Source organism: Collinsella aerofaciens, from assembly GCF_032584215.1.
Classification (GTDB): Bacteria; Actinomycetota; Coriobacteriia; order Coriobacteriales; family Coriobacteriaceae; genus Collinsella.
Window position 1 is genome coordinate 1 of sequence record NZ_JAWHPN010000037.1, and the last position, 14,591, is coordinate 14,591.

The 14,591-nt window shown below is 52.7% G+C and carries 13 protein-coding genes and 1 pseudogene; all 14 read left to right on the forward strand.

Annotated elements, in window-relative coordinates:
- The first annotated feature begins 350 nt into the window (after positions 1 to 350).
- The 14 genes and pseudogenes from RX395_RS09180 to RX395_RS09245 all read left to right on the forward strand — a co-directional run bounded on the left by RX395_RS09180 (position 351) and on the right by RX395_RS09245 (position 14,486).
- Positions 351 to 941 (forward strand): hypothetical protein, encoded by a 591-nt coding sequence (locus RX395_RS09180; RefSeq protein WP_316367112.1) that lies wholly within the window; start codon positions 351 to 353, stop codon positions 939 to 941.
- A 195-nt stretch (positions 942 to 1,136) separates the two neighbouring features.
- Positions 1,137 to 1,774 (forward strand): annotated as a pseudogene (locus RX395_RS09185) (sugar transferase).
- 38 nt (positions 1,775 to 1,812) lie between these two features.
- Complete coding sequence (locus RX395_RS09190; RefSeq protein WP_316367113.1) at positions 1,813 to 3,072, forward strand: nucleotide sugar dehydrogenase; 1,260 nt, start codon at positions 1,813 to 1,815, stop codon at positions 3,070 to 3,072.
- Positions 3,073 to 3,081: 9 nt separating this feature from the next.
- Positions 3,082 to 4,128 carry an NAD-dependent epimerase/dehydratase family protein gene (locus RX395_RS09195; RefSeq protein WP_316367115.1) on the forward strand — a complete coding sequence of 349 codons (1,047 nt, stop codon included), beginning with the start codon at positions 3,082 to 3,084 and terminating at the stop codon, positions 4,126 to 4,128.
- A gap of 13 nt (positions 4,129 to 4,141) precedes the next feature.
- Positions 4,142 to 5,254, forward strand: a complete 1,113-nt coding sequence (locus RX395_RS09200) for a glycosyltransferase family 4 protein (protein WP_316367132.1) — start codon at positions 4,142 to 4,144, stop codon at positions 5,252 to 5,254.
- Positions 5,251 to 6,513 carry a glycosyltransferase family 4 protein gene (locus RX395_RS09205; RefSeq protein WP_316367117.1) on the forward strand — a complete coding sequence of 421 codons (1,263 nt, stop codon included), beginning with the start codon at positions 5,251 to 5,253 and terminating at the stop codon, positions 6,511 to 6,513. The genes RX395_RS09200 and RX395_RS09205 overlap by 4 nt, the downstream gene beginning before the upstream one ends.
- Positions 6,514 to 6,518: 5 nt before the next feature.
- Positions 6,519 to 7,664, forward strand: coding sequence for a radical SAM protein (locus RX395_RS09210; protein WP_316367119.1), 1,146 nt, complete (start codon positions 6,519 to 6,521; stop codon positions 7,662 to 7,664).
- Positions 7,665 to 7,786: 122 nt separating this feature from the next.
- A complete protein-coding gene (locus RX395_RS09215; protein ID WP_316367120.1) occupies positions 7,787 to 9,052 on the forward strand; it encodes an O-antigen ligase family protein in 1,266 nt (421 codons plus the stop codon).
- An 18-nt stretch (positions 9,053 to 9,070) separates the two neighbouring features.
- On the forward strand, positions 9,071 to 9,991 hold the full coding sequence (locus RX395_RS09220) for an ATP-grasp fold amidoligase family protein (protein WP_316367122.1): 921 nt from the start codon (positions 9,071 to 9,073) through the stop codon (positions 9,989 to 9,991).
- A gap of 33 nt (positions 9,992 to 10,024) precedes the next feature.
- A complete protein-coding gene (locus RX395_RS09225) occupies positions 10,025 to 11,101 on the forward strand; it encodes a polysaccharide pyruvyl transferase family protein (protein ID WP_316367124.1) in 1,077 nt (358 codons plus the stop codon).
- Positions 11,102 to 11,129: 28 nt separating this feature from the next.
- Positions 11,130 to 11,408 (forward strand): hypothetical protein, encoded by a 279-nt coding sequence (locus tag RX395_RS09230; protein WP_316367126.1) that lies wholly within the window; start codon positions 11,130 to 11,132, stop codon positions 11,406 to 11,408.
- A 13-nt stretch (positions 11,409 to 11,421) separates the two neighbouring features.
- The gene (locus tag RX395_RS09235; RefSeq protein WP_316367127.1) at positions 11,422 to 12,300 is read left to right on the forward strand and encodes a sugar-transfer associated ATP-grasp domain-containing protein; all 879 of its coding nucleotides are present in this window, start codon (positions 11,422 to 11,424) and stop codon (positions 12,298 to 12,300) included.
- Positions 12,301 to 12,309: 9 nt separating this feature from the next.
- Positions 12,310 to 13,296 carry a glycosyltransferase family 2 protein gene (locus tag RX395_RS09240; protein ID WP_316367129.1) on the forward strand — a complete coding sequence of 329 codons (987 nt, stop codon included), beginning with the start codon at positions 12,310 to 12,312 and terminating at the stop codon, positions 13,294 to 13,296.
- 2 nt (positions 13,297 to 13,298) lie between these two features.
- Complete coding sequence (locus RX395_RS09245; protein ID WP_316367130.1) at positions 13,299 to 14,486, forward strand: Coenzyme F420 hydrogenase/dehydrogenase, beta subunit C-terminal domain; 1,188 nt, start codon at positions 13,299 to 13,301, stop codon at positions 14,484 to 14,486.
- The last annotated feature ends 105 nt before the right edge of the window (positions 14,487 to 14,591 follow it).

The following is a 14,591-nucleotide window of genomic DNA, read 5'->3' on the forward strand; positions in this document are numbered from 1 at the left end:
CCGGCGCGCCACGGGTCAAGATGCACTAGGCCTGGACGAAGTCCGGGCCCGCGCCTTTAGACGCGAGCCCGGGGCCCGTGGGTTATACCCTAAGAGCAAACCACCCTTTTTAAGGGTGGTTCTGATTGCACAAAAAGGTACAGGTTTTTATAGAGGGGTATGGAGATGCACCTACTAGCAGTATATTTTGCGCAATCTGGGCAAACGCTGATTAATTGCTCGTATAATGTCATCTGTCGAAAGATACAAAAACCTGTACTTTTGCGACTGCGCCTAGCTGCGAGCGAGAAGCCTGTTCTAAACGCCCCTGCATTTGCGTGCATCGCAAAACCAAAAGAGGGGGCGAAAACATGGAACAGACGGCACGGCGCCAAGAGCAGCTGCCGGGCGCATTTAACGGCGCTACCACCAACAGCCAGCACGGTCGCGTCCGCTGGTATCTGGTCCACACCCCCCACGGAAAAGAGCGCGAGACCTGTGAAAAGGTCCGTCGCATTATCCCGCACAACCTGATGCAGGACGCTTTTGTGATGCAAAAGGAGTTCTGGTTTAAGCGGGACGGCGCATGGTCGCTCCAAACCAAACCTATGTACAAGGAATATTTCTTCGTCGCCACGCACGATGCCGCCGCGCTCGATAGGGCCCTGGCCCAGCTGAGCTTTGGCTGCCGCATCGCCGGCAGTAGGGAGCGGGCGTACATGCCCATGCCGGACGACGCGCAGGACTGGTACCGCAGCGTGCTGGACGACGACGGTGTTGTGCGCAACAGCGTAGCGCGCATTGAGGACGGCGTGTTGCACATAGAGCAGGGTCCCTTGGTGGGGCAAGAGGCCCGCGTTAAAAAGATCGACCGTCATAAACGTTGGTGCTTGGTAGATGTGGGCGAGGGTGACTCCACTTTTAGGGAGCTACTTGCGCTGGACGTTCCCAGCAAAACGTAAGGGAGACGTTGCATCAGCTATTCGTTCGCATTTTTGAATTTACCGATTGGGGGATCCCTGGACAACGGGGACGTTAGTTTGACTGTGGCTGCTAAAGAAGTAACAGAGAGCAATGCGCCCGCGGGGGCGGTGCTGATTGCCCAGGCCATGGACCGGCGCGAGGGCGCCGGTCGCTACAAGGCCATGCAATCCATCATGGACTGGGATCGCTCGCGCCTGGCCTACCGTGCCGTCAAGCGCGCGTTCGACATCGTGTTTAGCGGTATCGTGCTCGTCTTCATCGCGATCCCCAGCCTGGTGCTCGCGGTGCTCATCCGCCTGGAGAGCGAGGGCAGCCCGTTCTATAGCCAGATCCGCGTGGGCCGCACCCGTCCCGACGGTAGTTTAACCACCTTTCGTATGTGGAAGTTTCGCTCCATGTACAAGGACGCCGACGAGCGCCTCGCCGAGCTCAAGGAGCAGAACGAGATCGCTGGCGCCATGTTCAAGATGAAGAACGATCCGCGCGTCACCAAGATCGGGAAGTTCATCCGTAAGCACTCCATCGACGAGTCCCGCAGTTCCTGAACGTGTTTCTTGGCCAGATGTCCGTCGTAGGGCCTAGGCCGCCGCTGCCGAATGAGGTGGCGCAGTACACCGAGTACGACCTGCAACGGCTCGCCGTGAAGCCAGGCATCACCGGGCTCTGGCAGGTTACGGAGCGCAACTCCACCGGTTTCGACGGCATGGTCCGCCGGGACCTCGAGTACATAGCCAAACGCGGAATCGTCATGGACCTCAAGATCGTCCTCCTCACGGTTCTGGAGGTCTTCAACGGAAGCGATGCGTACTAATGCCTAACTTTAATACCCGATTCGAATCGGAGAAGAAAATGAAGATTGCCGTCGCCGGTACCGGTTACGTCGGCCTGTCCCTCGCCGTCCTGCTTTCGCAGCACAACGAGGTGCACGCCCTGGACATCGTGCCCGAGAAAGTCGAGAAGATCAACAGCTACGTATCGCCCATCCAGGACGACGAGATTGAGCGTTTCCTGGCGGAGGCCAAGGCGGGGGAGCGGCAGCTCGACCTGCACGCCACCGTCGAGGTGGAAGAGGCCTATGCGGGCGCCGACTACGCCGTCATCGCCACGCCGACCAACTACGATTCCGATAAGAACTTCTTTGACACTTCCTCCGTCGAGGCCGCCATCGCCGCCGTGCGCTCGGTGAACCCGGATGCCTGGATCGTCATCAAGTCCACGATCCCCGTCGGCTACACCGCGGGCCTGCGCGAGAGGCTGGGCGACAGCAAGATCTTCTTCAGCCCGGAGTTCCTACGTGAGAGCAAGGCGCTCTATGACAACCTGCACCCCAGCCGCATCGTGGTGGGCGCGCCCAAGGAGGACGCCGAGGCCGTCGCGGCGGCCGAGCGTTTCGCCGGCCTGCTCGCTCAGGGCGCCGATCCAGTCGAGCTCGAGCGCGTCAACGCGGACGGCTCAAAGGGCATCCCCGAGCTCGTGCTGGGCACCACCGAGGCCGAGGCCGTCAAGCTGTTCGCCAACACGTACCTGGCGCTGCGCGTGGCCTACTTCAACGAGCTCGACACCTACTGCGAGGTCCGCGGCCTCAACACCCGCGACGTCATCGACGGCGTGTGCCTGGAGCCGCGCATCGGCAGCCACTACAACAACCCCAGCTTCGGCTACGGCGGCTACTGCCTGCCCAAGGACACCAAGCAGCTGCTGGCCAACTACAAGGACGTGCCCCAGAACCTGATCGAGGCCATAGTGGAGGCCAACCGCACACGCAAGGACTTCGTGGCCGACGAGGTGCTGCAGATGGTGTGGGACCGCGTGTACGAGGGCAAGGAGAGGCCGGTCGTGGGCGTCTACCGCCTGACCATGAAGTCCAACTCCGACAACTTCCGCGCAAGCTCCATCCAGGGCGTTATGAAGCGCGTGAAGGCCAAGGGCGTGCCCGTGGTGGTCTACGAGCCCACGCTGGACGCGCCGGAGTTCTTCGGCTCCCAGGTGACCCACGACCTGGAGGCCTTCAAGGCCGGCTGCGACGTGATCGTCGCCAACCGCTGGAGCGACGAGCTCGCGGACGTGGCGGACAAGGTCTATACACGCGACCTGTTCAAACGAGACTAGGTGGTATGAATGGCAAATAAAAAAGTCTTCGTCACCGGAGCCGCCGGCTTCATCGGAGCGTTCCTCGTCAAGAAGCTGCTCGAGGAAACCGATTACATGATTGTCGGACTCGACAATCTCAACAGCTACTATGACCCCGGCATCAAGGACGCGCGCCTTCGCATGTTGGCCGAGGCCGACCCTGAGAGCCGCTTTACTTTCGTGCGTGGCGACTTGTGCGATGCCGCCCTCATCGAGCGCCTGTTCGCTGAGAACTGCTTCGACGTCGTGGTGAACCTCGCCGCCCAGGCGGGCGTGCGTTACTCTATCGAGAACCCGCGCGCCTACCTGGAGAGCAACCTCGTCGGCTTCTTCAACGTGCTCGAGGCTTGCCGCCACCACCCGGTGAAGCACTTGGTCTATGCGAGCTCCAGCTCCGTTTACGGCGGCAACAAGAAGGTGCCGTTCTCCGAGGAGGACCGCGTTGACTCTCCGGTGTCATTGTACGCCGCCACCAAAAAGTCCAACGAGCTCATGGCCGCCGCCTACTCCAAGCTCTACTCCATCCCGGCCACCGGCCTGCGCTTCTTCACGGTTTACGGCCCCATGGGCAGGCCCGACATGGCCTACTTCGGCTTCACGGAGAAGCTGCGCCGCGGGGAGACCATCAAGATCTTCAACATGGGCGACTGCCGCCGCGACTTCACCTACGTCGACGACATCGTCGAGGGCGTCAAGCGCGTCATGGACGCCGCCCCCGAGGTGAAGACGGGCGAGGACGGGCTGCCCCTCGCCGCGCACCGCGTCTACAACATCGGCAACTCTCATCCCGAGAACCTGCTCGACTTCGTCGACACGCTGCAGCGCGTGCTGGTGGAGGAGGGCGTGCTTCCCACCGATTACGACTTTGAGGCCCACAAGCAGCTCGTGCCGATGCAGCCCGGCGACGTGCCCGTCACCTACGCCGACACCACGGCGCTCCAGCGCGAGCTGGGCTACAAGCCCGCGACGCCGCTCGAGGACGGTCTGAGGGCCTTCGCCAAGTGGTATAAGCGCTATTACGGGGGCTGTTGCTAGCGTGCGAATCGCAATGATTGGGCATAAGCGGTTTGGCTCTCGCGAAGGCGGGGTCGAAGTCGTTGTTACGGAACTGGCGCGTCGTATGGCTGCTCTTGGGCATGAGGTTACATGTTACGATCGCTCCGGCTCCGACGTAATGACCGGCGAGGCGACATCCCTTTCAGAGCGCATCGCTGACGGTGTTCGTATTGTGCCGGTAAAGACAATTGATAAGAAGGGCCTTGCTGCACTTTCTTCGTCCTATTTTGCGACTCGACGGGCGATTAAGGACCGTCCTGACGTGATTCATTACCACGCCGAAGGGCCCTGTGTTCCACTGCCCCTTGCCCGTCGGGCAGGAATTCGCACCGTTGCAACGATCCACGGTCTTGACTGGCAGAGGGCCAAGTGGGGACGACTTGCTAGCACTTGTATCAAGATGGGTGAGAAGGCGGCTGCAACCCAATCGAATGAGCTGATTGTCCTGTCGTCGTCTGCGGAGGGCTACTTCAAGCAGGAATACGGTCGTGAGGCCACTCTCATACACAATGGAGTGGAAATCCGTGAGCGTATTGATGCCAGTTTAATCGCTGAGCGTTGGGGCCTATCTCGTGGCGACTACATCTTGTATCTTGGCCGACTGGTGCCCGAGAAGCGCGGTGATTTGCTCGTTGATGCTTTTCGTCGGCTCGATACCAATAAGCGCTTGGTCATTGCAGGCGGAGGTTCTGACACCGATGCATTTGAGATTGAGCTTAGAAAGCGGGCTGGTTCTGACCCGCGCGTTATTTTTACCGGATTCGTCACGGGTGACCTTCTCGCCGAGCTCTATTCGAATGCATATGTTTACGTGCTCCCTTCCGATGTGGAAGGTATGCCACTTTCTCTTATGGAAGCCATGTCCTACGGTACATGTTGCGTTACGAGCGATGTGCCCGAATGCGCTGACGTTCTTGGAAGCGCCGGCGCAACTTTTGCCAAAGGCAACGTTTCTGAGCTTACTCGCGTCCTTCGCGGCCTTCTGGATAATCCGGAAAGGGCCAACAAGCTCGGCGAGAGTGCTCGCGAGCGCGTGAGAAATAACTATGACTGGGATTCCGTCGTCGAACGGACCCTCAAGCTTTATCAAGGAGAGGCCCGATGAAGATAATCTTGGCGAATTATCGCTACTATGTCTCGGGCGGTCCCGAGATTTATATGTTCAACGTTAAGCGCCTCCTCGAAGACGCCGGGCATACTGTTATTCCGTTTTCGGTCCGCAGTCCGCTCAATGAGGAAACGCCGTATTCTCGATATTTTCCCCATGGGAAGAGTGAGTCGGGCGACGCTTACTTTAACAACGTAAAGAAGACTCCGAAGAACGTTGCCCGTTTACTTTCCTGCGCTTTCTATAACCTCGAGGCATATAAGAATCTCCGACATCTCATCCGGGACGAGAGACCGGACGTCGTTTACGTTCTGCAGCAGATTAACGCGCTTTCTCCGAGCATCTTCAAGGCGTGTCACGATGAAGGCGTAAGGGTTGTCCATAGGCTTTCGGATTTTAACATCATGTGCCCCCGTTCCGATTTCCTTTGCAACGGGGAGGTCTGTACTGCTTGTATCAACGGTGATTACTCCAAGGCTGCCGATATGTCCTGCTGCCATGGCTCGAGGGCCACAACTGCAGTGCGTATCGCGTCGATGAAGTTCCACCGCTGCAAGCGCCTGTTTGATTATGTGGATGCATTCGTCTGCCCCTCCGCGTTCACGGCGTCCCTTCTCAAGAAGTCCGGTGTACCAGGGGAGAAGATTAATGTTGTTCCGACGTTTACTACGGCTCCTTCTCGGCCTGAGGTCTGTCCTGCCGCGGGAAAGTACGCACTCTATCTTGGTAGGATCAGTCCCGAAAAGGGCGTTGATCTAACCGTAGATGCCGCCATGCGCAACAGCGGTGTTAGGCTCAAGATCACTGGTCGTACCGACGACGAGTACGCTGCGTCAATTAAAACGGCTGTAGAAGAGGCCGGCATATCGGACCGCGTAGATTTCGTAGGCTTCGTTAAGGGCGAGGAGAAGGAGCGCCTCATTGACGGCGCCGCTTGCGTTCTCTGCCCATCGACTTGGTTTGAGAACATGCCCAACACCGTGCTAGAGGCCTACGCACATGGCAAGCCGGTTGTCGTTTTCGATATCGGCTGCATGCCGGAGCTGGTGGAGAACGGGGAGACGGGATCCGTGCTTCCCCTGGGCGACGTTGATGCCCTTTCGAAAACCATCGCAATTTACCTGGAGAATCCGGATGAGGCCAAACGCCAGGGCATGAATGGCCGCAATGCCGTGCTTACGAAATATACACCGCAGAACCATCTCGAAAAGCTCGAAGCGATCCTGAACCCTGCCTACGCTAAGAAAGAGGACTAATCCACATGGCCGAAAAGAAACTCAACGGTACCGTCATCGTCACCTACCGCTGCAACGCGCGCTGCACCATGTGCAACCGCTACAAGGCTCCCAGCCGCCCGGAGGAGGAGCTCTCCATCGAGACCATCAAGAAGCTCCCCAAGATGTACTTCACCAACATCACCGGCGGCGAGCCCTTCATCCGCCAGGACCTCAAGGACATCGTGCGCGAGCTCTACAAGAAGTCCGACCGCATCGTGATCTCCACCAACGGCTTCTTCACCGACCGCATCATCGACCTGTGCGAGGAGTTCCCCAACGTCGGCATCCGCATCTCCATCGAGGGCCTGCAGCAGACCAACGACAAGATCCGCGGCCTGGATAACGGCTACAACCGAGGCTACGCCACGCTCAAGAAGCTCGTCGAGCTCAAGCACCCCGATGTGGGCTTCGGCATGACGGTGCAGGACCTCAATGCGCCCGACCTGGTGCCCCTCTACAAGATCTCCGACGAGCTTGGCATGGAGTTCGCCACGGCGTCGCTGCACAACAGCTTCTACTTCGTCGAGGCCAAGAACATCATCCACGACCGCCCCATGGTGGCCAAGAACTTCGAGGACCTTGTCAACGAGCTGCTCAGGTCCAACAGCCCCAAGAAGTGGTTCCGCGCCTACTTCAACCACGGCCTCATCAACTACATCTACGGCCAGCCGCGCCTGTTGCCGTGCGACATGGCGTTCGACACGTTCTTTATCGACCCCTACGGCGACGTGATGCCCTGCAACGGCACCAAGGACAAGGAGGTCATGGGCAACCTCAACGAGGAGTCCTGGGACGAGCTCTGGAACTCCGACCAGGCCGAGAGGGTCCGCGCGAAGGTCCGCCACTGCGACCGCAACTGCTGGATGATCGGCTCGGTGAGCCCGGCCATGCACAAGTACATCTGGAAGCCCGGCTGGTGGGTGCTCAAGCACAAGGTGAAGGCCTTGTTCACCAAGAGACCCTACGACATGCACGAGCTCAAGGTCGTCCGTGACTACGAGGAGGGTCGCGTGACCAAGGAGCAGCTCGACGCCTGTTCCACCTGCGACCTATGCGCCAAGATCAACGACGGTCTGTCCGAGGCGTCCAAGGCTGACGCGCACGTGTACGAGACGCATGAGGCGCTGTAGGGCTATAGCGTTGTCGGCATCTGATCTTACTATTTTCGTGAAGATAGCAAGTCTCTTCTTAGTTATTTTGCTTGGAAGACAAGTCATCTTATTTTTCTACTCGCAAGAGGAGGTATCTAAGCTTGCATTGCCCGAAGACGCGGGGCAAAGGTGAATTTGCGTTTGGCGTTATAACTCTTTTCGTCTGCTTATTTGCTTATTGCTCTTCTCTGATAACTTATAGAATTAGTTTTGTTATTTTTGCTTTGAGCATCATGCTGATGATTGCCCTTGCTGTTCGAAGTGGCAGGGTTATGTCCTTTGATCTGAGGGCAATTGTGCCGCTATTGCCATGGGGTGCGGTTGCTGTCATGGCTGCTATCGGATTTGTACTGGGCGGTGGTTATGACCTTTCTGCAACTATTGCCCTTGTCTCCGTAGTTGTTGTTAGTTATTTTGCAGTTGAAAACCCTAATTGGATTCTGCCTGCCGTTAAAGTTTTTATTGGGGTGTTACTCATTTTTGCATTGGCAACTATTGCCTGCTATGTAGCGCCTCAGCTCTATACCGGTTTTATAAAACCGACGTTTTATTCAAATGTGCCAATGGCAATGGACTATCGATCGGGCTTAGCGTCACACTATAGTCATAATGGAACTTTCTGCACGATAGGCTTAATACTCGCTTCCTCTATGTCCTTTTATGGCAGCGAATCAAGTTCAGCTAAACGGTTCTACGGCATTCTTGCGTTAATTTTCTTTATTGCTCTTGTTTTGACTACAAAAAGGGCTCATTTGTTGTGCGGGATTTTTGCTATTGGTTTTGTTTACTTGCTTTCTGGCAATAGCCATAAATATCTAAAGGCTATTGGAGTCACAGTATTGATGCTGCTTGCCGTGGCCATCCTTGCGCCTCTTGTTCCTGGCGTTGAGGCGACAATTGAAAGATTGAATTCAACCTTTTCCAGCGGTACCAGCTTCGAGGATAACGTTAACAATAGGACCTTTCTTTGGAATTACGCCCTTAATGGCCTTTCCCAGGCGCCCTTATTTGGTCATGGCTGGACTAGCTACTGCTACCGTTGGCCTGACGGTTTTACTATTACATATATGGCGCACAATGAGCTCCTTAACCTTTTATATGAAACCGGTTTTTTTGGAACTGCCTTGGTTCTTGCTGGCTGTCTAACAAGTTTTGTATTGACCTTCACGACTATTTCGAGGGTTGTGGAGGGGCAACAAAAAGCTTTTCTACGCCTTTCACTTTGCATTCAGGTTTTCTTTTTAAGCTATGCGTTCACGAGCGGAGCTCTATTCACAACGATTCCAAACCTGATTACGTATTTCTTTGCTATCGCGATAACTTGCAGCCTCCGGTGGAATTCAATTTCCCGCCAAAAGGCTGCGTAAGAGCAACGGAGATAATTAATGGGAAAAATTAGTAAAGCAGTTCAGTATATGAAGCATCCTATGAGAGCTTACTCATTAATCTCAAAATGGGGATGGACTCGCTGCTTGCCTGATGAGATTCACTTAAAATTAATGTATAGGGCGCTGATTGGAAAGAATATCAACCTTGATAATCCAAAAGGCTTTAACGAGAAGCTGAACTGGCTAAAGCTTCATGATCGTAACCCTCTCTACAATATCCTTGTTGATAAGCTTGCCGTTAAGCAATGGGTCGCTGACAAAATTGGCGCCCAATATGTTTCTAAAACTTATAGCTCTTGGGATAGTGTCGAGAATATAAGCCTCGAGAATCTTCCCGAACAATTCGTGCTTAAGACGAATCATGACAGCGGCGGAGTTGCTATCTGCCGCGACAAGTCCTCGTTTGATTTTAATGCGGCCAAGAGGGTTCTTCGTAGACACCTCAATAATAATTATTTTTGGTGGACAAGGGAATGGCCCTATAAGGATGTTACCCCCATGGTCATGGCGGAGGAGTATCTCGAGGATGAAGGCTTCGATACTGGCCTAGTTGACTATAAAGTCACGTGCTTTAACGGAAATCCACGCCTAATTGAGGTGCATAGGGGCAGGTTTGGTGAACATACTTGCAACTATTACGATCAGGATTGGAATCCTGTCACCATCGATTGGGCTGGCATCCCAGTTTCTCCTGTTGAGGTCGAGCGTCCTGAAAAGCTTGAGAAAATGCTCGAGTTGAGCAGTGTTCTCACTAGGGGAATTCCTCAAGTACGTTGTGATTGGTATGTTCTGGGCGATCGCTTAGTTTTTGGAGAGTTAACGCTGTTTAATGGGGCCGGACTTGATCCCATTGATGAGAAAAACGATTTATGGCTCGGATCGCTCATTGATTTGTCGCTTGCCTATGGGGATCAATAATTCGTTTAGAAGCACGATAAGGTGATTATTAATATGAGAATTGGTATCGTTACATTATTTGGTAATTTTAATTACGGCAATAGGCTTCAGAATTATGCGCTTCATACCGTTTTGAGCCAAATGGGGCATGATGTAGATACGCTTGTTACTCTTGAAAAATCATCTGCACTTAAATCCATTTTTCACAAGTATTTTGAAAAGGAGAACGGTGCGATAAGGTTCAGGACTAAAAAGGAGCGTGGTCGCGATGCTGCTTTTTCTAAGTTTACAGATTCTCTAATTCCTACAAGAATTATTTCAACGAACGGCAGTGGTATTTCGTCTCAACTGAATGATGAGTACGACTATTTTGTTGTCGGAAGTGACCAGGTCTGGAATCCCCTTTGGTGGGGCGATTCGCTGGAGTGCAGATGCGCCAATGATTATCTTCTTCAATTTGCCGACGCTAATAAGCGAGTAGCATACTCAGCCAGTTTTGGCCTGGCATCTCTTCCCGAGAATTGGGCGTCCTTCTTTAAGGAAGCTCTTGAATGTTATTCGGATATTAGTGTGCGAGAAGATGCCGGAGCTCGCATTGTAGAGGAACTGACTGGTCGAAAAGTGCCGGTTACCCTAGATCCGACCATGCTTTTGACTGCAAATCAATGGCGTAAGATAGAAAAGCCTGTGGCTTGCAAACAGAAGTACGTATTTCAATTTAATCTTGGCGAGCAGTCTGATGCTCAGGTTAAATTGACGGCGGAGTTGAAGTCGCTCGGGTATGAAATTATTGACTACATGAATCCTAACTGTCGCTATTTTGGCGGTGATCCATCGGATTTCCTTTCTTATATCGATAAGGCCGACTGTGTCTTAACCGATAGTTTTCATGCATCGGTTTTTTCGATTTTGTTTAAGCGTCCCTTTGTCGTTTTTGATCGTAAACATGCGAACGGTTCCAACATGAACAGTCGTGTTATCACCTTGCTGCAGATGTGTGGTCTCGAGGAACGGTGGGGTATTTCGGATGCGACAAACGCGCTTAACTGCGACTATTCTGGAATCGACCGTGCTATAGATATTCGCAGGGCATATTCCAATTCATACTTATTAGACGCTTTGTCACGTTAAATTCGTCCCTTCAGTTATCGGAGAACACATGTCTCTCAAATCAGATGTTAAAGATGGCCTATATGATGTCTTAGAGAACGTCAAGATTCATCGCGCTCGACAGGCAGAAATTGCAAAGTTTAAAGATCCCAAAAGAAAATCTATTCTCAGCGATGTCGAGCTCTCTTCCGAGCAAATGCGTGCCATCGACAAATTTTATGTTGAGAACTATGGTAGAAAAATCCCTTACACATGGCATCGGCATAATCTTGCGATTTCTGGCAAGTTCGATGTCAGGTTTTTTTCCGGAACTCCTGTTTATCCCTGAGTTCGAACGATATATGAATATGCCGGTGGCGTATGCCACCGTATTTGAGGATAAGAATCTTCTTCCATTGTTTGCCGAAAGAGCTGGGGTTAGAACTCCACGTCCAATCGTTACAAGCACGTCTGGGGTTCTTCGCAATTCCGACTTCAAAGAGATTTCCAAAGAGACAGCACTTAATTTAATTGGCAACTGTGGTGCTTGCTTTGCAAAACCGACAGTAGGGACTTGTTCGGGCGAAGGCTGCGGGTCTTATTGCTTTGCTTCCGGTGTCGATACTGCGACGGGTACTACTGCTGAAGAATTATTCGAATTGCTCGGGAGTGATTTTACAGTTCAAGAAGTAATCTCATGCCATTCTTCAGTGGTTAAATTACATCCTGAGAGCGTTAATACGCTGAGGATTATGACATACCGCTGGCAAGGCGAACTCCGTTCTTTACCTCTGCTGATGAGGATTGGTCGCGGAAAGAGTGCGGTGGATAATGCGCATGCTGGCGGCATGTTCATTGGCATTTCTAATGAAGGTTTGCTTGCACCATCGGCCCTTACTGAGTTTAATGATCGGTTCGAGAAACATCCTGACACGGGGGTTGTTTTTCAGGGATATAAGATTGCTGGTGTTCCCGGTGCTATTGATGCGGCGAAGCGCATGCATTCGTTGATGCCTCAAATGGGCCTTATCAGTTGGGACTTTACCATCGGGGAAGATGGCGCGCCGATTGTTATTGAAGCCAATATTAGGGGAGGCTCTATTTGGCTTTCCCAGATGGCGAATGGCATTCCAGGGTTTGGTGACGCAACGGCGGAAATACTTCAGTGGCTTCGTTTCATGAACAATTTGGCTCCTCACGAGCGGCTTAAATATAAATTCGGTTATAAAGATTTGGGGTAGTTGCCGCCTATGAAAGGCAAAGTATCGATAATTATTCCCGCATTTAATGTTGAGAATTATATCGGGCGTGGTGTCTCTTCTGCTCTCTCCCAGACGTATGAGGACATTGAGGTTGTCGTTGTCGACGACGGGTCGTCTGATGGCACATGGAGTGTCCTCCAGACGTATTCTGCTGATTCAAGGGTGGTGCTTTCACGCCAAGAAAACTCCGGTGTCTCTCGCGCACGCAACCATGCGCTGAATCTTGCGACTGGTGACTATGTTATCTTTCTCGACTCTGATGACTGGCTTGAACCTGAAGCATGCGAGCAGATGATGCGGATGCAGAGCCTTAAACCGGGCGCCCTAATTGCTGTAGATGCAAATTTTGTTTCTGTGGTTAACGGTTTGGAGGTTTGCGGCAATCAGATTGTCGACATGTCTATTGAGGACCTATCCTCCGATGCCGCTATTCTCCGCTTTGGAGTTTACAATTCGATACATATCGGCAGTTCCTGCTATAAATTTTTTTCTCGTGAGTTAATTGAACGGTGCGGCTTAAGGTTTGATGAGCGGATTGCCCATACCGAGGATGGTCTTTTTGTATTTAGCTATCTTAAGGAATGTCGCGGCCTTCACTATGAGCCCCTTGCGTTGTGGAATATTTTGGATCGCCCTGGAAGCGCTACCACCAGCGGCTTCAATCATAGTTTGCTAAGCTCTCTCGATGCTATTGATCAGATGATTGGTTATCCAGGGAACAGTCCTGAGATCGTTAGTCATCTTCGTCATTTCAAGGTTCATGAGGCTTTGAGGATTCTTGGAATGGGTATCGATTCGGGCCAAATGAGCTCGAATGAGGAAGATCGACTATTTAACGCTATTAGGTTTACCGAGTGTGACAGTTCTCAGCTAAGTGGTGTCGATAGGGTGCGTAGAGCGATGTATCTTAACACTCCACGAATTGTTTCGAGGGCATTTAATTCAACATTGCGTGCCGTAAAGAAGAGGAAATGAGAATGACTCAGCAAGAACAGTCGGGAAGGGCTGATAGGGTACCAGAAATCATCTCTCTGGGTGATTCCTGCTGTGGATGTGGCGCCTGTTCTGCCAAATGCCCGAAGGGATGTCTTTCGATGGCGCCGGACGAGGTGGGCTTCTTAAGGCCCAGCTTCAATTCCGACCTTTGTATCGGGTGTGGTGCTTGTGACTCGACTTGCCCCGTATTAAGTCGCAACCCCGTTGTCGAGCCTGTTGAAGTGTCTTGGGCCAAGTCTCTTTCAAGTGATGTTCTCCAGCAATCATCGTCTGGAGGGCTCTTTGGTGTGCTTGCCGATGCTGCTATTAAGTCCGATGGCGTTGTCGTTGGGGCTTCTTTCCAGGAGCACTGCCATACGGTTCGACATGAGTGTGCTACTGATTTAGAGGATCTTAAAAGACTCCAACGATCAAAATATGTTCAAAGCGAGATTCCTGCTTCTCTTTATCGAGAGGTCAAGGAATATCTTCTGGCGAAACGCTTAGTTTTCTTTACGGGCACTGCTTGTCAGGTTTCCGGCATGAGGAACTATCTGGGCAAGCTAGCAGATTCCGCTTTCTTTATTTCTGCTGACGTTATCTGCCACGGCGCCCCATCGCCTCTGCTCTGGAGAAAATGGATTGAATTCCAGTCTTCTGCCCAAAACTCTGAAATTGATGATGTCAATTTCCGGAGTAAGACGACCGGATGGTCGTCTTACTCCGTCCTTTACTACGCAAGGACGGAGAAAGACGATTGCCGCGTCACCGGCGGACGTTATGGCGACGATTGGTATATGAGAGCATTTTTGGATAACGCGTCATTACGTTCTTCATGTTTTGATTGTCCGGCAAAGCGCTCATGTGGCTCTGATTTAACTCTTGGCGATTTTTGGGGATTCCCCTCTATTCATCCCGAAGTTGATTCCTCTATGGGGGTCTCTGCCGTTCTGTGCAATACCGATAAAGGCAAGAAATGGTTCGAAAGAGTATCGCCTAAGCTCGAAATAGGGCCTTCTAGCTATGACGAGGTGATTGGCGGGAATCCTGCGCTTGCCGCTTCAGTGGCTCCTCATCCTCAAAGATGCAAATTTATGCGTGCTCTTGCCAAAGGGGCGAGTATCAAGGAGCTTTCTTCGAGGTGGAGCTTCACGGATACATTTTTTATGGCTCTGTTAGACCAGGATTGACATACATGTGTCCCCACGGTGCCATATCGTTGACCCCATAGACCGCGATGATGGGGGCAGCATGAACGCCGAAGACCTGGTCCTCAACTTCAAGAAGGGCATGGC